This window comes from Hydrophilobacter chitinilyticus (assembly GCF_049860745.1).
Classification (GTDB): domain Bacteria; phylum Pseudomonadota; class Gammaproteobacteria; order Burkholderiales; family Burkholderiaceae_C; genus Rhodoferax_B.
The window spans coordinates 4,158,316-4,179,098 of the sequence record NZ_CP187561.1 but is presented as its reverse complement, the minus strand read 5'-3'; the positions used below and the strand labels follow the sequence as shown (position 1 = coordinate 4,179,098).

General features: G+C 61.7%; 20 protein-coding genes. 16 read left to right on the top strand and 4 right to left on the bottom strand.

Features of this window, described 5'->3' with window-relative positions:
• Nucleotides 1-11 precede the first annotated feature (11 nt).
• The 5 genes from urtC to ACPWMG_RS18515 all read left to right on the top strand — a co-directional run bounded on the left by urtC (nucleotide 12) and on the right by ACPWMG_RS18515 (nucleotide 6,240).
• Complete coding sequence (gene urtC, locus ACPWMG_RS18535; RefSeq protein ID WP_483300959.1) at nucleotides 12-1,175, top strand: urea ABC transporter permease subunit UrtC; 1,164 nt, start codon at nucleotides 12-14, stop codon at nucleotides 1,173-1,175.
• The gene (gene urtD, locus ACPWMG_RS18530) at nucleotides 1,172-2,050 is read left to right on the top strand and encodes an urea ABC transporter ATP-binding protein UrtD (protein WP_483300958.1); all 879 of its coding nucleotides are present in this window, start codon (nucleotides 1,172-1,174) and stop codon (nucleotides 2,048-2,050) included. The genes urtC and urtD overlap by 4 nt, the downstream gene beginning before the upstream one ends.
• Nucleotides 2,051-2,063: 13 nt before the next feature.
• Nucleotides 2,064-2,756 (top strand): urea ABC transporter ATP-binding subunit UrtE, encoded by a 693-nt coding sequence (gene urtE / locus ACPWMG_RS18525; protein WP_483300957.1) that lies wholly within the window; start codon nucleotides 2,064-2,066, stop codon nucleotides 2,754-2,756.
• A 239-nt stretch (nucleotides 2,757-2,995) separates the two neighbouring features.
• Complete coding sequence (gene acpA / locus ACPWMG_RS18520; protein ID WP_483300956.1) at nucleotides 2,996-4,738, top strand: acid phosphatase; 1,743 nt, start codon at nucleotides 2,996-2,998, stop codon at nucleotides 4,736-4,738.
• Nucleotides 4,739-4,851: 113 nt separating this feature from the next.
• Complete coding sequence (locus ACPWMG_RS18515; RefSeq protein WP_483300955.1) at nucleotides 4,852-6,240, top strand: HDOD domain-containing protein; 1,389 nt, start codon at nucleotides 4,852-4,854, stop codon at nucleotides 6,238-6,240.
• A 14-nt stretch (nucleotides 6,241-6,254) separates the two neighbouring features.
• Here the strand turns inward: ACPWMG_RS18515 and ACPWMG_RS18510 are convergent, their stop codons facing one another.
• Nucleotides 6,255-6,929: a hypothetical protein gene (locus ACPWMG_RS18510; RefSeq protein ID WP_483300954.1), complete on the bottom strand. Its 675-nt coding sequence runs from the start codon at nucleotides 6,927-6,929 to the stop codon at nucleotides 6,255-6,257.
• A 147-nt stretch (nucleotides 6,930-7,076) separates the two neighbouring features.
• On the opposite strand from ACPWMG_RS18510, the gene ACPWMG_RS18505 reads away from it, so the two are divergent.
• From ACPWMG_RS18505 to ACPWMG_RS18485, 5 genes are all read left to right on the top strand, one after another.
• The gene (locus ACPWMG_RS18505; RefSeq protein WP_483300953.1) at nucleotides 7,077-7,619 is read left to right on the top strand and encodes a TetR/AcrR family transcriptional regulator; all 543 of its coding nucleotides are present in this window, start codon (nucleotides 7,077-7,079) and stop codon (nucleotides 7,617-7,619) included.
• A gap of 77 nt (nucleotides 7,620-7,696) precedes the next feature.
• Nucleotides 7,697-7,912, top strand: coding sequence for a hypothetical protein (locus ACPWMG_RS18500; protein WP_483300952.1), 216 nt, complete (start codon nucleotides 7,697-7,699; stop codon nucleotides 7,910-7,912).
• Nucleotides 7,913-7,945: 33 nt separating this feature from the next.
• Entirely contained in the window at nucleotides 7,946-8,323 is a 378-nt protein-coding gene (locus tag ACPWMG_RS18495) for a hypothetical protein (RefSeq protein WP_483300951.1), read from the top strand.
• A 214-nt stretch (nucleotides 8,324-8,537) separates the two neighbouring features.
• Nucleotides 8,538-9,749, top strand: a complete 1,212-nt coding sequence (gene alaC / locus ACPWMG_RS18490; RefSeq protein ID WP_483300950.1) for an alanine transaminase — start codon at nucleotides 8,538-8,540, stop codon at nucleotides 9,747-9,749.
• Nucleotides 9,750-9,889: 140 nt separating this feature from the next.
• Nucleotides 9,890-11,017, top strand: a complete 1,128-nt coding sequence (locus tag ACPWMG_RS18485; protein ID WP_483300949.1) for an adenylate/guanylate cyclase domain-containing protein — start codon at nucleotides 9,890-9,892, stop codon at nucleotides 11,015-11,017.
• A 35-nt stretch (nucleotides 11,018-11,052) separates the two neighbouring features.
• Here ACPWMG_RS18485 and ACPWMG_RS18480 read toward each other — a convergent pair whose 3' ends face one another.
• Together ACPWMG_RS18480 and ACPWMG_RS18475 are read right to left on the bottom strand one after the other, a co-directional pair.
• Nucleotides 11,053-11,883 (bottom strand): urease accessory protein UreD, encoded by an 831-nt coding sequence (locus tag ACPWMG_RS18480; protein WP_483300948.1) that lies wholly within the window; start codon nucleotides 11,881-11,883, stop codon nucleotides 11,053-11,055.
• 9 nt (nucleotides 11,884-11,892) lie between these two features.
• A complete protein-coding gene (locus tag ACPWMG_RS18475) occupies nucleotides 11,893-12,192 on the bottom strand; it encodes a flagellar basal body protein (RefSeq protein WP_483300947.1) in 300 nt (99 codons plus the stop codon).
• A 163-nt stretch (nucleotides 12,193-12,355) separates the two neighbouring features.
• Between ACPWMG_RS18475 and cydD the strand changes: the two genes are divergently transcribed.
• The 6 genes from cydD (at nucleotide 12,356) to ACPWMG_RS18445 (ending at nucleotide 20,146) form a co-directional block, all read left to right on the top strand.
• On the top strand, nucleotides 12,356-14,068 hold the full coding sequence (gene cydD / locus ACPWMG_RS18470; RefSeq protein WP_483300946.1) for a thiol reductant ABC exporter subunit CydD: 1,713 nt from the start codon (nucleotides 12,356-12,358) through the stop codon (nucleotides 14,066-14,068).
• Nucleotides 14,065-15,783, top strand: a complete 1,719-nt coding sequence (locus ACPWMG_RS18465) for an amino acid ABC transporter ATP-binding/permease protein (protein ID WP_483300945.1) — start codon at nucleotides 14,065-14,067, stop codon at nucleotides 15,781-15,783. The genes cydD and ACPWMG_RS18465 overlap by 4 nt, the downstream gene beginning before the upstream one ends.
• Before the next feature lie 62 nt (nucleotides 15,784-15,845).
• A complete protein-coding gene (locus ACPWMG_RS18460) occupies nucleotides 15,846-17,453 on the top strand; it encodes a cytochrome ubiquinol oxidase subunit I (protein ID WP_483300944.1) in 1,608 nt (535 codons plus the stop codon).
• Between the two features lie 3 nt (nucleotides 17,454-17,456).
• The gene (cydB, locus tag ACPWMG_RS18455) at nucleotides 17,457-18,611 is read left to right on the top strand and encodes a cytochrome d ubiquinol oxidase subunit II (protein ID WP_483300943.1); all 1,155 of its coding nucleotides are present in this window, start codon (nucleotides 17,457-17,459) and stop codon (nucleotides 18,609-18,611) included.
• Nucleotides 18,612-18,754: 143 nt separating this feature from the next.
• Nucleotides 18,755-18,901: a cytochrome bd-I oxidase subunit CydX gene (gene cydX, locus ACPWMG_RS18450; protein ID WP_483300942.1), complete on the top strand. Its 147-nt coding sequence runs from the start codon at nucleotides 18,755-18,757 to the stop codon at nucleotides 18,899-18,901.
• A 180-nt stretch (nucleotides 18,902-19,081) separates the two neighbouring features.
• Entirely contained in the window at nucleotides 19,082-20,146 is a 1,065-nt protein-coding gene (locus ACPWMG_RS18445; RefSeq protein WP_483300941.1) for an alkene reductase, read from the top strand.
• A gap of 35 nt (nucleotides 20,147-20,181) precedes the next feature.
• Here the strand turns inward: ACPWMG_RS18445 and ACPWMG_RS18440 are convergent, their stop codons facing one another.
• Nucleotides 20,182-20,775 (bottom strand): GbsR/MarR family transcriptional regulator, encoded by a 594-nt coding sequence (locus ACPWMG_RS18440; protein WP_483300940.1) that lies wholly within the window; start codon nucleotides 20,773-20,775, stop codon nucleotides 20,182-20,184.
• Nucleotides 20,776-20,783: the final 8 nt, after the last annotated feature.

Genomic DNA, 20,783 nt, shown 5'->3' with positions numbered 1-20,783 from the left:
GCTAAAAGATCATGTCCCGCACAAACCCCCACCTTACTCCCCATCTTCCTCCCAACATCCCTCTGAGCGTGCAGCTACCCCGGCCTGCACCGCTGCTGACCCGCGTAGGCTGGGCCAGCTTTCTGGTGGCGCTGATAGCAGTGTGCGCCTTGGCCCCTTTGCTGAACCTGGTGGTGCCCGCCGGCCACATGTTCCATCTCAGCGACTATGGTGTGGCCCTGGTCGGCAAGATCATGTGTTACGCCATCGTGGCGCTGGCCATGGATTTGATCTGGGGCTACACCGGCATTTTGAGCCTGGGCCACGGCGTGTTTTTTGCGCTCGGCGGCTACGCCATGGGCATGTATTTGATGCGCCAGATCGGCCGCGACGGCAACTACAAAAGCGACCTGCCGGACTTCATGGTGTTTCTCGACTGGAAAGAATTGCCATGGCACTGGGCGCTGTCGGACAGCTTCATCGCCACGCTGTTGTTGATTGTGGTGGCGCCCGGCTTGGTGGCGTTTGTGTTTGGCTTCTTCGCCTTCCGCTCACGCATCAAGGGGGTGTATTTCTCCATCATCACGCAGGCGCTGACGTTCGCCGCCATGCTGTTGTTCTTCCGTAATGAAACCGGCTTTGGTGGCAACAACGGCTTCACCGATTTCAAGCGCATCCTGGGCGTGCCGATCGCCACACCCAACATTCGCATGCTGCTGTTTGTGTTGACGGGCGTGACGCTGCTGGGCTTCTTCCTGTTTGCACGTTGGTTGGTCACCAGCAAGTTTGGCCGGGTGCTGCAAGCCATTCGCGATGCCGAAACGCGCGTCATGTTCTCGGGCTACAACCCGCTGGGCTACAAGCTCACGATCTGGACGCTCTCGGCCGTGATGTGCGGCGTGGCGGGGGCGTTGTATGTGCCGCAAGTGGGCATCATCAACCCGAGCGAAATGAGCCCGGCGAATTCGATTGAGATGGCCGTGTGGGTGGCCGTGGGTGGCCGTGCCACCTTGATTGGTCCGATCATCGGCGCCTTCATCGTCAACGGCGCCAAGAGCTGGCTGACGGTGACGGCTCCCGAGTTCTGGTTGTACTTTTTGGGCGCACTGTTCATTGCGGTGACACTGTACCTGCCCAATGGTGTGGTGGGCCTGGCGCGGCAATGGATGGCGAAGTGGAAGGGAAGCAAGGCATGACGCCCGATCTGATGGAAGAGGGCGCGCGTCGCCTGGCAGAACACGATACCGTGGCGCATGGCCACGGCAAAACCGAATCAGGTGGCCGCACGGCCGGCTTCTCGCGCATTGCAACGCCGGGCGAGGTGGATGTGACGCACGGCCGCATCCTGTATCTGGAAGATGTGAGTGTGAGCTTTGATGGCTTCAAGGCCATCAACAAACTCAACCTCGACATTGCGCCGGGTGAGCTGCGTTGCATCATCGGCCCCAACGGTGCGGGCAAGACGACGATGATGGACATCATCACCGGCAAGACGCGGCCGAACGAAGGCCATGTGTTCTTCGGCAGCACGATTGATTTGCTGCGCCACACCGAGCCGGAGATTGCGCAACTGGGCATTGGGCGCAAGTTTCAAAAGCCGACGGTGTTCGAGCACCTCACGGTGTTTGAGAATTTGGAACTGGCGCTGAAGACTGACAAACGCGTGAAGCCGTCGATGTTCTTCAAGCTCGACTCGGCACAGAGCGACCGCCTCGCAGAGATCTTGCACACCATTCATCTGGCGGACAGCGTGGCGCGCATGTCGGGCAACTTGAGCCACGGGCAGAAACAGTGGCTGGAGATTGGCATGCTGCTGATGCAAGACCCCAAGCTACTGTTGCTCGACGAACCTGTGGCCGGCATGACAGACGAAGAAACCGCGCGCACCGCCGAACTGTTCTTGACGCTGAAGGGCAAACACTCATTGATGGTGGTGGAGCACGACATGAGCTTCATCAAGGCCATCTCGGAGATCGTCACGGTGTTGTGCGACGGCTCAGTGTTGGCGCAGGGGACGTTGGATCAGGTGCAGTCCGACGAGCGCGTGATTGAAGTCTATTTGGGCCGCTAAGGAAAGCACAAGCATGTTGAACGTGAAGAACATCAACCAGTACTACGGGGGCTCGCACATCCTGCGCGATGTGAGTCTTGAAACCCGCTTGGGCAAAGTGACCGTTCTGCTGGGCCGCAACGGTGTGGGTAAAACCACGCTGCTCAAATCGCTGATGGGTTTGGTGCCGATTAAAACCGGCACCATCGAACTCGACGGCAAAGCCATTCAGACGGCCACGCCTTACGACCGCGCGCGTGCCGGCATTGGCTTCGTCCCCCAAGGCCGCGAAATCTTCGCGCGCCTCACGGTCGAAGAAAACCTGCGCATGGGCTTGGCCTACAAAAGTGCCAGCACGCCGATTCCTGAAGAGTTGTTCACGCTGTTCCCGGTGCTCAAGCAAATGCTGCACCGGCGTGGTGGTGACTTGTCGGGTGGGCAGCAGCAGCAGCTCGCCATTGCGCGCGCGCTGGCCGCTGGCCCCAAGCTGTTGATCCTGGACGAGCCCACCGAAGGCATTCAGCCCAGCATCATCAAAGACATTGGCCGCGTGATCCGCATGCTGGCCGACCGCGGCACGATGTCGATTTTGTTATGCGAGCAGTACTACGATTTCGCACAGGAATTAGCTGACGACTACCTGGTGATGGAGCGTGGCGAGTTCATCGCGCGCGGCCAAGGCAAGAACATGGAAACCGATGGCGTGCGTGGATTGGTGGCCATCTAAATTCAGCCAGTTTCAACGTGCGTAGGCACGCGCCATTGGCGGTGCTTGGCTTGTGGAAAGCGCGTGCAAAAAATGCGCGCAAAGCACGAAAACGAGAGGAATGAAAGGGGACTGAAAGCTACCAAGCTCTCCTTTTCAATTCTTTACCTGGGAGCGGGTGTGGGGCGCGAATAAGTCACGGATGTGTCATTCGCGAGACCTAGCCTCGTGGGGGTCTTCTACCCACAACCTACTCCAACATGAAAAAACAGCAAGACTCCAACGCCCAAGCTGGCGACTCCGCCGCTTCCGAAAACATCCTTGATCCACGCATCAGCCGCCGCCGCCTTTTGTTGGGTGGCGCGGTCGGCATGCCGCTGGCGGCCCTGACGGCGTGCGGTGGTGGCGATGGCAACGGCACGGCCTTGGCCGGCACCGTCGACATCGACGCCGCGCTGAAGGCCAAGGTCAAAACCATTGTGGTGATCTACGGCGAGAACCGCAGCTTCAACAATCTGTTTGCCAACTTCCCCGGAGTCGCCAAACCCTTGTCGGGCTTGCAACCCGCTGATTACCAACAGCGCGACCGCGATGGCACCACGCTGTTGGCCACCTTGCCTACCGTGCCCAATGGCTGGCTGACTGCAGCACAAACCTACAACGGCACGCCGTATGCCGCGGGTGTGCAGTACCAAACCAATTTGCCGAACGCACCGTTTGCATTGAAGGGCCCCTCGGGAGAGAACCTGCCGCTGAGCTTGGTCACGCGCGATCTGTGGCACGTGTTCTACCAAAACCAGATGCAGATCAACGGTGGCAAGAACGACCAGTTTGTGGCCTGGGCCGACTCGGGTGGCTTCACCATGGGCTACTACGCCAACACCAGTTATGGCTTGCGCCTGTGGGAAATAGCGCTGGACTACGTGCTGTGCGATAACTTCTTCCAGGGCGCTTTTGGCGGCTCTTTCCTGAACCACCAATACCTGATTTCGGCCACAGCACCGCGTTACCCCAACGCCGACACCAGCATCGCCAAAGGCATCATCGCCACGACGGTCAGCGGTGCTGCGGACGACACGCGCCTCAAGCCGTTGTCCACGTCCCCCGCCAGCGCGATGACCGGCATTCCGCTGTTTGGCCCAAGCTCGCTCACGCCTACCGAAACGCTGGCAGACGGCAGCCGTACCAGCTTCGCGGTGAACACCATGTTCCCACCGTATGTGCCCACGCCAACCTCGTTCCAACTGGACTCAACCGGCACGGCTGTCGACATGACCGTGGCCGCCAACGCTTCGGTTTTGCTGCCGCAAAGCCACGAACACATTGGCGACAAGCTCGACAAGAAGGGCATCGAGTGGGCCTGGTACGCCGGTGCTTTCCAGCAGACGCTGGATCAGCACGGCGCGAACATCAGCAGCGGCACGCCGGTGGTACCCAACTTCCAGTACCACCACCAGCCGTTCAACTACTTCAAGAACCTGGCTCCTGGCTCGGCGGCGCGTTCCAAGCGGCTGCGCGATGGTGGCCTGGGCGACGATGAAAGCACCAACGTGTTTTTGTCGGATGCACGTGCCGGCAAGCTGCCTGCGGTGACCTTCTACAAACCGCAAGGCAACCTGAACATGCACGGCGGCTACACCGACGTGGCTTCGGGCGACCAGCACATTGCGCACGCCATCTCGGTGCTGCGCAACAGCCCGCAGTGGAGCAACATGGTGGTGGTGGTCACGGTGGATGAAAACGGCGGCTGGTGGGACCACGTGGCGCCTCCTCAGGGTGACCGTTGGGGCCCGGGCTCGCGCATCCCCGCGCTGGTGGTGTCGCCGCTGGCCAAGAAGGGCTACGTGGACCACACGGTGTACGACACGGCCTCGATCCTGCGTTTGATCACCCGCACCTTTGCGCTTGAAAAGCTCGACGGCCTGCAAGCGCGTGACGCGGCCATGGTGGCACGCGGCCAGACGCCTATGGGCGATCTGACCAACGCGCTGGATTTGGGTTGACGGTGAACGGAAGGTGAAGTTCACCTTCCCTTGACGTTGTGGTGTAACAAATTTGCACACTTTTGCAGGAATGGCGCTAGAGTGGGGCGATCGCTCACTTGCCTTCTCTAGCCATGACGTCGTTTTTCAAGCGGGTGTTCTCCAAAGTTCGTGCGCCTGAGCCCACGCAACCGGTGCCACCCCCTTCCGTTGAAGCCGCTCCTGTGGCGGTTGAGCCGTCGCCCGCACCCGCTGTGACGCGCGCACCGGCATTGGCTCCAGCCGTCAGGCGCCCTTTGATGGCGCCTTCTGGCGAAGTGGTCGGGTTCGAATTTCATGTAGCGGCCGATGCCTTGCAAAAAGCGGCTGATGATGCGGTGTTGCAAGCTGCACATGTGGCGATGCTGCTGGTGTCGGCGCGTTTGGTGTCGATGGGGGGGCGTGTGGGCTTGGCGCATGTGCCGGCCGCCTGGTTGGCGCGTGCGGTGGTGCCGGAGGATGAGTCAGGCACCGTGATCGGTTTGGTGTTTGACGGCACTGAGCCGCTGGCGCCAGAAGTGCAAAGTGCGTTGGTGGCCGCTGTGGACCAGTTTCGCCGCGTGGGTGCGCAGTTTGCGTGGGAGGCCGCGCACGACCTGGGGTCCATGCCCGACTACCTGTTGCTGCGCCCGACCTCCGGGCAAACGGTGCAGGCTCTGTTGAAAACCTTGCAAACACGTCTGCCAGCACAGCAGGCCTTGCCGGTAGTCGCCACCGATTTGACCAGCGTGGAAGACCTGGAGCTGGTGCTGCGCAGCGGCGTGCGTTTGGCCAGCGGTCAGTTGGCGGAAACCAAACCTGTGCAGAAAGCGGCTGGCGAGTTGGCTCCCGAAGTGGGGCGGCTGGCGCGGCTGGTGGGCTTGCTTTCCTCGGGCGCCGAGATTGATGAAATCACGCAGGTGATCAAAGGTGACGTGAGCATCTCGGTGCAATTGCTGCAGCGTATGAGCAGCGCCAGTTTTGCGCATTTGGGTAGCGTGACAAGCATCGAGCGCGCAGTGCAGTTACTGGGGCGCAAAGAGCTGCACCGTTGGCTGTCGATGATGCTGATGCAGTTTGGCCAGAAGCGTGCGCTGTCGTCGGCACTGCAAGAAGTGGCGTTGTGGCGCGCGCGCTTGTTGGAACTGCTGGCGATCGAGCGTGGTGAAAGTGATTCCGGGCGGTTTTTCACCATGGGCTTGGGCTCCATGCTGGGCGTGATTTTGAAGATGCCGCCGGCCGAAGTCGCCAAAACCTTGAGCTTGCCGCCTGAGGCCACACAGGCATTGGTAGAGCAGACCGGGCCGTGGTTGGGCTACTTGCGCACCGCCAAGCAGGTGGAGAGCCAGACGGTGGCGGACGCCGACACCTTGGCCGAAGGCTTTGGCAACGCCGCCCGCGTGCTGGCTTTGTCTGATGAAGCCTGGACGTGGGCTGCGCAACACTCCGCGCCTGCCACACGTTCCTCTTCTGCCTCTGCTGCGCCAGCGTCGGCTACCGCTTAGACCGTCAACCGCTTTTACTTCCGCGCCATCGGGATCTGCAAGTTGGTGGGGCGGTTGGCCTCGGTGTCAAAGCCGCGCCCGTCGATATGGCGTGCGCCCCAGAACAGCAGGCCATGGGCGACATACACCAAGTCGTATTCCATGAAGTTCTTCCCCGCCGTGAGGCCAAAGGGCGCAAACGACTTGCCGAAGATGCTTTGCGTGGCGCCTACCTCCCACTTGGCATAGCCGGTGCTGGCCACTTGGTTCAATACATCGGCAAAACCTTGGATGAGTGGCGTGACCTCATACGCTTCATCGGCGATGAAGTCGACCTTTTGCGCGCCCGGCGCAATGGGGTGGTCGCCGCGCCACAACATGTGGCCTTTGATCAGAATGCGCGCCAACGGCACTTTGCCCAATGGGTCGGCTGAGTTGACGATCTCCAGTTCAAACTGGTCGCCAGCCAGGTATTTGAAATCGCGCTTCAAGTAAAACGGTTTGAGCGTGCCATCGGGATTTTTGGCCGCGCTGGGGCGCACTTCTTGTGCCACGCTGGCCCATTCGCCTACAAGGGTCTGTTTGATCTGGTCGAGGTTCATGGGATTGCTTTCTGGAGATGAGGGGTTGGGCAGGGGAGAGGGCGATCCACAGGCCGCCAGGGTGAACGGCGCCGCTAAGCTCGCCAAAGTCAGGGTGCGTCTGCGCATGGTTGGATTTCGTCGTGAGCGGGTACTATGAAGGTCGTCATAGTATTAAAACTATGATGGTTGTCATAGTGAAATCACAAAGAGATACCGTTGTGTCGGTAAACGAAAGGTTCAAACCCAGCGATGGCCTGTGAAGTCAGAGACCAAATGATCCAGGGCACGATGGCGCTGCTGGCCACCGGCGGCGTGCAAGCGGCCTCGTTTTCCGAGGTGCTGGCGGCCACGGGAGCGCCGCGCGGCTCGCTTTACCACCACTTTCCGGGCGGCAAAAACCAGCTTCTGGCGGCGGCGGTGGACCAAGCGGGAGCGTTACTGATCGGGGCATTGGCGTCCATACCCCAGGGGGAGCCTGCGGAAGCGGTGGTCGAGCGCTTCCTCGCCATCTGGCGTGCCGTGCTCGCGCGCTCTCAGTGTCAGTCGGGATGTGCTGTTTTGGCGGTCACCGTGGCGGCAGATTCAGCGGAGTTGCTGGCAACCGCTACGGTCGTGTTTCGCGCTTGGCGGGATCATTTGGCAAGCCTGTTACAGGCAGGGGGCGTAGCGGCCGACAACGCGCGCCGGTTTGCCATGCTGCTGGTGGCCTCTGTGGAGGGGGCGGTGGTGTTGAGCCGGGCCGATCAGAGTCTGGAGCCGTTTGAAGCGGTGGCGCAGCAACTGTTGGCAGAGGCTCGCAGGGTCGGTCAGGCCTAGAAAATCTTTAGTCAGGGTTTGCCATTGATTACAAGTCGTTGCAAACATAAAATGAAGCTCTGACCAAGGAGGCCGCCATGGCTGATATGAGTGTTTCGTCGGACTACCGACAACTTGCCGCTTCGACCCAACCCGCTCCCGTGAACGAGGAAGTGGCAAGAGAGCGGCGGCGCGCGCTGGACGCCGATTCCGAGCCCAAGTCCATCACCCAGGCGCAGTCTGGCAACCCACCCAAACCGGTGGTGAACAGCCAAGGCCAGACCATTGGCGGCATCGTCAACACGACGGCTTGAGCGTTTAGCGCTCAGCGTGTAGAAGGTCGCGTCATGGTTGCCATTACCGCCAACAGCAGCGCCGTTGCATCCCTCACGGCCTCGATGGCCAAGACCCGGGTGGTGCAAACGCGTCGCGATGCCGAGCAAGCGCAAAACGTTGCGGACGGCTTGCGTCGCGAGGCTGATGAAGCCAACCGTACTGCGCAAGTGAGCCAGGACAACGCACGTAGCCTGGCAGAACGCAGCAATCAAATACTGACGAGTTACGTGCAGTCCCAACGCGGCGTGGGTGCGGAGCCGCACGTTTTAAGCGCAGGGGTTGTGCCCCGATCGTACGCGTCGCCCACGCCTACGGCTTCGCTTTTACTGCCAGCGGTCGTCAACACCGAAGGACAGGCTACAGGTCAACTGCTCAACGTCAGCGCATAGCTTGTGGTTCACCCCCAGGCTCCAGTGCTGCGCACTTACGCCAACCCCCGCAGGGGGCACCACCTGCAGCCTGGCGGAGCCAGTTCTGCGGTGGTTCTGATATGCGCGCCATGACCCGAATGGGTGGCTGAACGTCTGCTAATATTCCTGCGGGTCCGCCACATTGCGGGCCACGTCGCTCGGACGGTTCCGGGCGCTCACGTGAAAGTAATCCATGGCTGCATCATCCGCAGGCAAGCGCCGTTTTGCGCGCATTGACCGTCTTCCCCCCTACGTTTTCAACATCACTGCCGAACTCAAACTGGCGGCGCGCCGGCGTGGCGAAGACATCATCGACATGAGCATGGGCAACCCCGACGGGGCCACGCCGCCGCACATCGTGCAGAAACTGGTGGAGGTGGCGCAGCGCCCCGACACCCACGGCTACTCGGCCAGCAAAGGCATTCCGCGCCTGCGCCGGGCCATCAGCCATTGGTACAAGGACCGCTATGCGGTGGACATCGATGCCGACAGCGAAGCCATCGTCACCATCGGTTCGAAAGAAGGCCTGGCGCACTTGATGCTGGCCACGCTGGACCGTGGCGACACGGTGCTGGTGCCCGACCCCAGCTATCCCATCCACATCTACGGCGCGGTGATTGCCGGGGCCGACATTCGCTCGGTGCCATTGGTGCCGGGCGTGGACTTCTTTGCGGAACTAGAGCGCGCCATTCGCGGCAGCTACCCCAAGCCGAAGATGATGGTGCTGGGCTTTCCCAGCAATCCAACTGCACAGTGTGTCGAGCTGGATTTCTTCGAGCGTGTGGTAGCGCTGGCCAAAAAACACGACATCTTTGTGGTGCACGACCTGGCCTATGCCGACATCGTGTTCGACGGCTGGAAGGCCCCGAGCATCATGCAGGTGCCCGGCGCTAAAGACATTGCGGTGGAGTTCTTCACGCTCTCCAAAAGCTACAACATGGCCGGCTGGCGCATCGGCTTCATGGTCGGCAACCCCGACCTGGTGGCCGCGCTCGCACGCATCAAGAGCTACCACGACTACGGCACCTTCACGCCGCTGCAAGTGGCCGCCATTGCAGCCCTGGAGGGCGACCAAAGCTGCGTGCAGGAAATCGCCAACACCTACAAAACCCGGCGCGATGTGTTGTTCAAAGGCCTGACCGAAGCCGGTTGGGCGGTGGACTGCCCGAAGGCGTCGATGTACATCTGGGCGCGCATCCCCGAGCCCTACCAAAAGCTGGGCTCGCTGGAGTTCGCCAAGCAGTTGATGGAACGCGCCAAGGTGTGTGTGTCGCCTGGCATTGGTTTTGGTGACCATGGCGACGACCACGTGCGTTTTGCCTTGATCGAAAACGAAGCGCGCATTCGCCAAGCGGTGCGCGGCATCAAGGCGATGTTCAAGGCAGACGGCATTCCGCCGGGCTAAAGGCCGCTCGTTGCCGCGTTTGCGTCTTTATCGCGCAGGCGCGGCCGCTTTTTTGTGCTGTTTAGGGTACGCGATGGGGCTGAGCGCAGGGATTGTTGGCAGAATCTGCGCCCATACCCATCAGATAAACGCAGGACCGTATGAACACAGACCTTGGCTCTCAAACTCTGGACCAGCTACAGGCGCTGATCACCCGCGAAAAGGGCTCGCCACTGTCGGCCGACGGTGCGGCAGAAGCGGCGGCGATGTTGTTCATGCTGGCGCGCCACGGAGGCCGCGCCGATACCGAGACACTGCTGCCAGCCAAAGCCACTGACGTGGCGAATGCCGCGCACGCCGTGGACGAGCGCGAAGTGACCATTTTGGTCGCCGACTTGCGCGGCTTTGTGGCGCTGACGGCGACGCAGCCCGCGGGTGTCATCGTCTCCATGCTCAACCAGTGCTTGGAAACGCTGGGCGCGGTGATTGCGCGCTGCCAAGGCACCATCGACAAGTTCTCTGGTGATTCGATCACCGTGTTGTTTGGCGCGCCCGTAGCGCGTGAGGACGATGTGCAACGCGCCCTGGTGTGCGCTGCCGAGATGCAAGTGGCGATGCGAGAGCTGAATAACAGCTTCCAACGCGCGCGCCTGCCCGAGTTGTACATCGGCATTGGCATCAACACCGGCACCGTGATGGCTGGCCGCTTTGGCCCCGAAGCCTTTGCGCAATACACGGTGATCGGCAATGAAGTGAGCCTAGCCTCGCGCATCGAAGCCTTTAGCCTGCGCGGCCAGGTGCTGTTGAGCGAAAGCGCTTACCAACGCGGTGGTGCTGGTGTCTTGGTGACCGAGCCACGCGAAGTGTTTGTGGCTGGCAAGTTCAAGCCGGTGCAGGTGCGTGAACTGGTGGCGATTCCGTCGCTGCGCATCAAGGTGCCGCGCCAAGAGTTTCGCCGCAGCCACCGCGCCGAAGTGCGTGTGCCTTGCACCCTGCAGTTGATCGAAGGCAAAACCATTTTGCCCACGCCCATCAAGGCCAGCATTCTGGACATTGGCTACCACGGCGTGTTGCTGGAGCTGGACTACCCGCTGGAATTGCAGCAGGCGGTGAAGCTCAACTTCGACATGACGCTGGTCGACTATCCCGTGAACGATGTGTTTGCGCGCATCACCAAGATGAAACACGAAGAGGGACATTTGCTGGCCGGGCTGGAGTTCACGGCACTGAGTTCAGAGACCAACAACAAGCTGCAGATGTTTGTGCAGTTGCTCGTGGGCGCTCAATAAGCTTAAGCGAAATGCTCCTGGATTAGGAGCATCGGTCACATCGCCCAGATCCGCGGCGGCGTGGCCGACATGGCCCACATCTCGGCGCGCCAAGCCGTCCACACGCGGCGCAGCACTTCCACCGCAGGCTCCACTAACGGGGCCAACACACGCACCAACACAACCTGACCGCACGGGCTGGTGGCGCCTACCGTGGGCACCAGGGCATGGCCAGCGATGGCTGTACGTGCGGCATCCAGCGCGCGTTCGCGGCGGTTGCGTTCCAGCGGAGTTCCGGTCAAGAAGAATAGGGTGGCCACACAGCGGTTGCCGTTCAGGCCTAGCGGCCGGTCCATCAGCAAGGTGTCGGTCGCGTCGAGCTTGGCACGTTCCAGCCACACGCCAGGCATTTCCAGATGCTGGCGCAGTTGGCCTTGCACAAAGGGTTGCTGGGCTTGGGGCAGGCCGAGGGCGGTGATGTCCCAGCCCATCATTTCGGCGCCCGGGGCAAGATCAAATTGCAGGCGGTTTTCGGCCAGGCATTCGTTGTAGCAAATGGCCTCTGCCGGCAGCCATTCCAGGCGGCCATCGGCGGCAATCTTGATGTGCGTGCTTTGCAAGGCGGGCGCACCGGCCGAGCGGTAGAAACGCGTGGCGCCGGGGGTGGTCACCAAGCCGTGTGCAAACGGCGCAACGTTCACTTCGATGTCGAGCCGGTCGCCACCCACCAAGCCCCCTGGTGGATGTACCAGTACGTTGTGGCACACCGAGTTGCCTTCGGGGTACAGGCTTTGCAGAATGCGCAGAGGGCCGTTGTGCAGGTGGCGCGCAACGCTGCGTTGCGCTTCGAATTGGTAGTCGAGTTGGAGCCGGGCGTGCCAGGTCATTGCGCTAGGTCAAGCAACCTGATCGATAAGAGAGCCCAGCATCTTTTCACTGGACTTGAATACCGCTAGATTCGCCAGGAAGTCGTTTTTGGCCTGCAATTGGCTCACCACGTCGGTGGCCAAATCTTCGCCAACTACGCTGGAGCGGCGGACATTGGTGCTCACACCGCCGTCGACATTAGGCGTTTGCGCTACTTCCAGCGAGCGAAAACCTTCGGTCTGGCCATTGGCGATGTTGTGCGCCGAGGTTTGCAGGCGCACTTGAGCGGCTTGCATGCCTGAGAGAGAGATGGCAGAGAGGGTGTTCATAACAAGAAATCTCGCGTCTGAAAGAGGGACGTACAGCCACTATTTTAAAGGCTGTGTACGTTTTGAGGGAGATGCCGGTAGCCCAGCAGGGGCGCTAGGTCATCGTAAATTTTATATTTGAATTTTCAGTAATTACTGAAAATTCGGCATAATCCATAACACGATGGACGATCCAGCACAAAAGTCAGTACCCAAAGTGACGCCTTCCGATGCGGCCCTCAAGGCGGGCCTGCAGTGGGGCGTGGGCCCGGTGCTGCACGTGCTGGCCAGCCTGCTGTGGTTGCCACAAGCCGCATTGCTGGCTTACGCGGTGCAGCGGTTGGGTGAAGGCGCGGGCATGGCGGCGCTGTGGGCGCCGGCTGCCGGTGTGCTGGCGCTGGGCCTGCTGCGCGCTGCGTGTGAAGCGCTGGGCCAACGGCTGGTGTTCAAAGCCGCACGCCGCAGCTTGAGCGAAGCGCGCGAACGCGTGGTGTGGGCCCTGTCGGCGCGTTCGCCGCTAGACCCTGTGCGCGCCGCTTCGGGCCAGGCCGCCAGTGTGCTGGCCGAGCAGAGCGAAGCGCTGCTGCCTTACCTTACCCGCTTTCAGCCCGCGCGCCTGCGCAGCACGCTGGTGCCGCTGGCCATCTTGGCGGCGGTGGCGCCGTTCTCTTGGGTGGCTGCGTTGATCTTGCTGTTCGCGGCGCCACTCATTCCCATCTTCATGGCGCTGGTGGGCTGGCGCGCCCAAGCGGCCAGCGCCGCGCACCTGGGCGAGATGGGCGGCATGAATGCCTTTTTGCTGGACCGCCTGCGTGGCCTGGCCACGTTGCGTGCCTTGGGCGCGGTGGAGTTGACGGCGCAGCAGGTGCGGCAATCGGCGCAGCAACTGCGTGCACGCACCATGGCTGTGTTGCGCATTGCGTTTTTGTCATCTGCCGTGCTGGAGTTGTTTTCGGCCCTGGGCGTTGCGTTGGTGGCGGTGTATGTGGGCTTTCACCTGCTGGGCGAGCTGAACTTCGGCGCCTGGGGTTCGCGGCTGCCACTCGGCCAGGCGTTGTTTGTCTTGTTGCTGGCACCCGCGTTTTTTGAGCCGCTGCGGGAGTTGTCGGCCGTGTGGCATGACCGTGCGGCCGGGCAGGCTGCATTGGAGGCGATGGCGCAGTTGGAAGCCGAAGGTTTACCGCTGCCGGGTTCTACGGCCAGCACCGAAGTGGCGGTGCTGCACGGTCGCCAGGCGCCTGCGCTGCACATTGAAGGTTTGACCTTCGCGCACCCCGGTGCAACGTTGCCGGTGTTTAAAAATTTTGAATTACGCGTGGCCCCAGGCGAACACGTCGCTTTGCTGGCGCCCAGTGGCGCAGGCAAAAGTACCTTGCTGGCGCTTCTGGCTGGCTTGGCGCCAGCGGATGCGGGCGCCATTCACATCGCGGGTGTGGAGCTGAACGACGCCACCGCCGCCGCATTGCGCGAGCGCATGGGCTGGCTGGGCCAGCGGCCGCACATTTTTGCGGGCGACGTGTGGCACAACATCGGTTTGGGTGCACAAGGTCTTGCGCGGGCGAAAACCTTGAACGCATTGCAGCAAGTGCAATTGACCGGCTTGGCCGATGGCACCAGAACACTGGGCGAGGGCGGCATGGGCCTTTCGGGAGGCGAAGCCGTGCGCCTGGCCCTGGCGCGCATGGCCGTGTGCACACATTGCGATTTGCTCCTGGTCGACGAACCCACGGCGCATCTCGACCAAGCCACGGCCGATGATGTGACCGACGTGCTGCTGGCGTTGGCCAAAGGCAAAACCATGCTGGTCGCCACCCACGACCCGGTGCTGGCTGCGCGTTTGCACCGCAGTGTGCATTTGCAGCGTCGCCCGGCACGCCGGCTGGAGGCAGTGGCATGAAGCACATCTCTCTGGCCCTTGCGCGAGAGCTACGGGTAGTGCGGCCACTGCTTCGCCTGTTTGGCGCAGAGCAGGGCCCGTGGCTGTGGGCGGGTGCCGCGCTGGCGGCGACCACGGTGTTGGCGGGCATGGCGCTGCTCGGTTTGTCGGGCTGGTTCATTACCGCTACGTCGATTGCCGGTGGCACGCTGGCCGTGGCGCAGATGTTCGATGTGTTCATGCCCTCGGCCGGCATCCGTTTGCTGGCCATGGGCCGCACCGGCAGCCGTTATGCCGAGCGCCTGGTCACCCACGACGCCACCTTGGCCGTGCTGGCCGCATTGCGCGAGCGCCTTTTTCGCGGTTGGGCCGTGCCCGAGGCCGCGCGCAGTTTGCTGGCGCGGCCGGCCAAGTTGTTGTTCCGCTTGACGGTGGATGTCGATGCACTGGATTCTTTCTACCTGCGTGTGGCCGTGCCGCTGGGGGCTGCGTTGGCGGCCGTGCTGGCGGGTAGCTTAGCGCTGGGTTTGATCGATGCTCGGCTGGGCTGGTTCACGCTCGTCTGGTTGCTGTTGATGGGCTTGGGTTTGACCTTGTGGCTGGCGCACCGTGCTGCGCCGTACGCCCGCCGCCGCGCTTACGGCTTGGAGGCTTTGCGTGCCCGCGCTGTGGATTTGGTGGCCGGGCAAACCGAGTTGGCCATGGTGGGCCGCCTGGAAGCGCAGCGCCAACTGGTGGCGCGTGCCGATGTGTATCTGGCCGAAGCTGATGACGCCCTCAGCCGTATGGAGGCCCAAGCCACTGCGGGCTACGGTGTGATCAGCAGCGTGTTGCTGGTCGTGGTGTTGTTGGGTGTCGGGGCTTTGGTCGAGGGCGGCCACGTCGGTTTGCCTATTGCCGTGTTGGCACTGCTGGTGGTCTTGACCGCCACCGAGCCCATGGCGGCCTTGCGGCGCGGTGCCATCGAGTGGGGGCGCACACGGCTGGCGGTGCGGCGCTTGGCGCCGCGTTGGGAAAACGCCGAGCCTGTCGCAGCGGCCGAACAGATCGGCGCGGGTTCAAACAGCGATATTGCTGTGGCATTCGAGGCTGTCGACGCGCAGCTTGGCCGCGTCGCGCTGCTACAAAACATCAGCTTGACCATCGCCCCCGGCGAGCGTGTGGCCGTGGTCGGCCCCAGCGGCGCAGGCAAGTCCACGCTGCTGGCGCTGGTGGCGGGCGAAGTGGCGCCGACGCGCGGCCATGTGACCGCCGCCCCCAGTTGCCTGCTCACGCAGCGCACCGAACTCTTTCAAGACAGCGTGCGCGGCAACCTGCTGCTGGCGAACCCTGGCGCCTCCGATGCGGCCTTGTGGGCCGCGCTCGAATCCACCGGCCTGGCCGAACACGTGCGCACCATGCCGCAGCAGTTGAACAGCCGCTTGGGCGAAGGCGGGCAAGGTTTGTCGGCAGGGCAAGCACGGCGGTTAGCGCTGGCGCGCCTGCTCATGCGCGCTGCGCCGCTTTGGCTGCTGGACGAACCCACAGAAGGACTCGACGCCGCCACCGCCCGCGACGTGCTGCAGCGCGTCTACGCCTTGTCGCACGGCCACAGCGTGTTGCTCGTCACCCACACCCGCCGCGAAGCCCTGCACGCAGACCGCTTGCTGGTTTTGCAACGTGGGCATATGGTGGAAGACGTTCGACGCGGCGACCCGGCATTTGATGCCGCTCTTGCACGCCTGCGCCCGGACTGAGGCGGGCCCCAGATTTATAGCCAGATTTGTATCTAAGTTAGGTGTAAAACAAAGGAAACCCGATGGATCTTGACATCGTTTCGCTCTCACGGCTGCAGTTTGCCGTCACAGCGCTCTACCACTTCTTATTCGTCCCGCTCACGCTGGGGCTGTCCATCCTGATTGCGATCATGGAGACGGTCTACGTGATGACCGGGCGCGTCATCTGGCGCGACATGACCAAATTCTGGGGCGTGCTTTTCGGCATCAACTTCGCGATGGGCGTGGCTACCGGTGTGGTGATGGAGTTTCAGTTCGGCATGAACTGGAGCTACTACAGCCACTACGTGGGCGACGTGTTCGGCGCGCCGCTGGCGATCGAAGGGTTGATGGCTTTCTTTCTGGAAGCCACCTTTGTCGGCCTGTTCTTCTTTGGCTGGGACAAACTCTCCAAGGTGGGCCATCTCGTCGCCACCTGGGCGGTGGCCATTGGCTCCAACTTCTCGGCACTGTGGATTTTGATTGCCAACGGCTGGATGCAAAACCCCGTGGGCGCGGCCTTCAATCCAGAGACCATGCGCATGGAAGTGACCGACTTCTTTGCCGTGCTGACCAACCCGGTGGCGCAGGCCAAGTTCGTGCACACGGTGTCGGCCGGCTATGTGTGTGCATCGGTTTTTGTGCTGGGCATTTCGGCCTGGTACGTGCTGAAGGGACGCCACCTGGAAATGGCCAAGCGCTCGATGACCGTGGCCGCTTCGTTTGGCTTGGCCGCTGCGCTGTCGGTGGCGGTGCTGGGCGACGAGAGCGGTTACCTCTCGGGCGAACACCAAAAGATGAAGCTCGCCGCCATTGAAGGCATGTGGGAAACGCAACCTGCGCCGGCCGCGTTCACGGTGATCGGCTTCCCCGACCAGGCGGCACGCGAGACGCACTACGCGCTGCACATTCCGATGGTCATGGGCTTGATCGGCACTCGTTCGCTCGACACCGTCATGCCCGGCATTGACGAACTGGTAAAGCGCGCCGAGGTGCGCATCCGCGAAGGCATCAAGGCCTACGACGCGCTGCAAAAGATCCGCGAGGCGGGTGGCACCGGCAAGGTCACGCAGGGTGTGCGTGGCGACTTCGAGGACAACGGCATCAACCTCGGTTATGCCTTGCTGCTCAAGCGTTATGTGGACGACCCGCGCCAGGCCACCGACGAACAGATCGCCAAGGCCGCGTGGGACACCGTGCCGCAGGTGGCGCCGCTGTTCTGGCTGTTCCGCGTGATGGTGGGCATCGGCATGCTGCTGATCCTGCTGACCGGCACGTTCTTCGTATTGTCGGCGCGGCGCAAGCTCGACCACTATCCGGCGCTGCTGCGCATTGCCGTGTGGTGCATTCCGCTGCCGTGGATCGCCATTGAAGCCGGTTGGATGGTGGCCGAGTTTGGCCGCCAGCCCTGGGTGATTGAAGGCGTGTTGCCCACGGCCGTGGCCGTGTCCAACCTGGGTGTGAAGTCGCTGCTCATCACGATTGCCGGCTTTGTGGTCATCTACACCGTGCTGCTGGTGATTGAACTCAAGCTGATGTCCAAGGCCATCAAAAAAGGCCCGGTGGAAGAGCACGCGCCCGATGTCGGCGCCAATGTCAAACGGGTGCGCGCTGGCGGCCCCCGTTCCAAACGAATCGTATCTGCGGAGTGAATCATGGTCTTACATCAACTTCTTGACTACGACACCCTGCGCGTCATCTGGTGGCTGCTGATGGGCATCTTGCTGGTGGGCTTTGCGTGCACCGATGGCTTTGACCTGGGCACCGGCATGTTGCTGCCGTTTGTGGGCCGAAACGATGTGGAACGCCGCGTGGTGATCAACAGCGTAGGCCCCGTGTGGGAGGGCAACCAAGTGTGGCTGATCCTGGGCGGTGGCGCCATTTTTGCGGCTTGGCCCCACATCTACGCTGTGTCGTTCTCGGGCTTCTACCTGGCGATGTTTGCCATTTTGTCGGCGCTGATTCTGCGGCCGGTGGCTTTCAAGTTCCGCAGCAAGCGGCCCGAACCTGCGTGGCGCAACCGCTGGGATTGGGTGCTGTTCTTCAGCGGCTTTGTGCCTACGTTGATTTGCGGCGTGGCCTTGGGCAACGTGCTGCAAGGCGTGCCGTTCCGCTTGGCGCCCGACATGCAAATCTTCTATGAGGGCACGTTCTTCGAGTTGCTGAACCCGTTTGCCGTGCTGTGCGGCCTGGTGTCGGTGGCGATGTTGGTCATGCACGGCAGCACCTGGATCAACCTTAAGGCTGATGGTGTGGTGGCCGACCGTGCGCGTGTTTATGGCCGCTGGGCGGCACTGGCTACCGTGGTGCTGTACGCGCTGGCCGGTGTGGCGTTGTGGTTGTGGGTCAAAGGTTATGCGGTGACCAGCGTGGTCGACACGGTAGGCCCATCTAACCCGCTGCGTAAAACGGTGGAGTTGCAGGCCGGCGTGTGGTTCCGCAACTACCAACAATACGCTTGGACTTTGGCGGCTCCCGTGCTCGGCATTCTGGGCGCATTGGGCGCATGGGTCGGCTTACAGGCGCGCCGCGAAATTTTTGCGCTGCTGAGCAGTGCGCTGAGCCTGGCCGGCATTATCTTGAGTGTGGGCGCATCGATGTTTCCGTTCATCCTGCCGTCGTCCCTGGCGCCCGGCGCCAGCCTCACGGTATGGGACTCTTCATCGAGCCACATGACGCTGTTCATCATGCTGGTGGCCACGCTGATCTTCTTGCCCATCATCTTGGCCTACACCAGTTGGGTGTACCACGTGCTCTGGGGCAAGGTCGATGAAAAAGCCATTCGTGACGAGAGTACGCATGCGTATTGATTGCACACCCCCAGGTTGCTCACTCCGTGTAGCGCCCACCCCCTTGCAGGGGGCAACACCTGCGGCCTGGCAAAGCCAGCTCCGCGGTGTTCCCCAATTGGCTCGTTTGCGCGGCACATGCGTGTCGTAAAAAAGGAAAAAACATGTGGTACTTCTCGTGGATTCTCGGGCTGCCGCTGGCAGCCGCTTTTGCCGTGCTCAACGCCATGTGGTACGAGCTGATGGACGACGACGCGGTGCGTCGCGAAAAGTTGGAGCGCCAGTTGGGCGAGACTTCAGAGCATCTTTGATCGTAAAAACGCCTTAAACGGGATCTTGGGGGTTTAAACCCTGGTCTTCGTCCCTACTTGCCTTGAGCCGCTATGCGTTGTGCTAGCGGCTCATGCTTTTTGTGGGGTTGGCGGGGCATCTTTTGTGCGTGCCAATCTTCTTCCGCGTATTTCCTGTTCACATCTCAAAGGTTGATTTTCATGCTGTTCGAACCTCTTAAAGTTGGCGTCGCCACATTGCCCAACCGCATCTTGTTGGCACCTTTGACCCGCGCCCGTGCGGGCACCGACCACTTGCCCAACGAGTTGATGGCCGAGTATTACGCGCAGCGCGCCAGTGGCGGCTTGTTGATTACCGAGTGCACCATGGTGGCGCCGCAGACGTCGGCTTTCGTGGCCGAGCCCGGCATCTATTCGGCCGAGCAGGTGCAGGCTTGGAAGAAGGTGACCTCGGCGGTGCACGCCAAGGGTGGGCGCATCTTCATGCAGATCTGGCACGCCGGCCGCGCCGCGCATCCCGAGATTAATGGTGGCGCCCCCACGGTGTCGTCTACCGCAACGCCGATCGAAGGCGAGATCCACACGCCCGTCGGCAAGGTGCCCCAGGCATCGGCGCAGGTGTTGAGCGAGGCAGAAATCCCAGCCATCGTCGCCGCGTTTGTGCAAGGCGCGAAGAACGCCATCGAAGCCGGGTTTGACGGTGTTGAAGTGCACGGCGCCAACGGCTACCTGCTCGACCAGTTTTTGCGCGACGGTGTGAACGACCGCACCGATGCTTATGGCGGCTCGATGGAAAACCGTGCACGGCTGCTGTTTGAAGTCCTGAAGGGTGTTTCGGCGGCAATCGGCTCCGAACGCGTGGGCCTGCGCCTGTCGCCATTGAACAGCTACAACAGCATGCGCGACAGCGACCCCGTGGCTTTGATCTCGTTCCTGGCCGAGCGGCTGAACGACTTCAACCTGGCCTACCTGCACGTGATGCGCGGCGATTTCTTCCAGGCGCAAAAGGGTGACGTGATGACCCCGGCCCGCAAGCTCTACAAGGGCGTGTTGGTCGGCAACATGGGCTACACGGCAGATGAAGCCGCGCAAACCATCAAGGCAGGCCAATTGGATGCTGTGGCTTTTGGCAGCAGCTTTCTGGCGAACCCGGATTTGCCAGAACGCATCAAGGCCGGCGCACCGCTCAACGCGCCAGACCCCAGCACCTTCTACACGCCTGGCGCCAAGGGCTACACCGACTACCCGTCACTGCAGAGCGCTTAAAGTTTTGAGGTAGTGAGAGATAGCCCGTAGATTTTTTAATCTGCGGGCTTTTTTCGAGTGGCGCCCGTCAGCCGGTCTTTCAAACCCAGCACCTTGGTGACGGTGGCGCCCATGCCCATGAGCTGCTTGGCGGTTTCGGGTTTGAGGCGTTGCACTTCGTCAAACCACTTCATCAGCCCGTCGATCAGGTCGTGCATGTCGCGCATGCGTTGCTGGGCGTATTGCTCGGCGTCGGTCTCGGTGTCTTGCAGCAGGGCGCCGCGCAGCATCGACAACGTGGGTTCAATCTCGCGGCGGCGGCGTTCTTCGGCCAGCACACGGAAGATTTCCCACACGTCTTGCGGCGCTTCAAAGTACTCGCGCCGGTCGGCCGGGCGGTGGCGCAGGTGCACCAGGCGCCACGACTGCAATTCCTTCAAACCCATGCTGACGTTGGAGCGTGAGAACGCCAGCGTCTCGCCAATTTCGTCGGCGTTCAGCGGGTTGGGTGAGATGAACAACAACGCATAGATTTGCCCCACGGTGCGGTTGATGCCCCACTTGCTGCCCATCTCGCCAAAGTGGGCGATGAACTGGCGGTTGAGTTCGGGCAGTTCTTTGGGTTCCGACGCTTTTGAGGTTTCAGGCATTTCTGAAT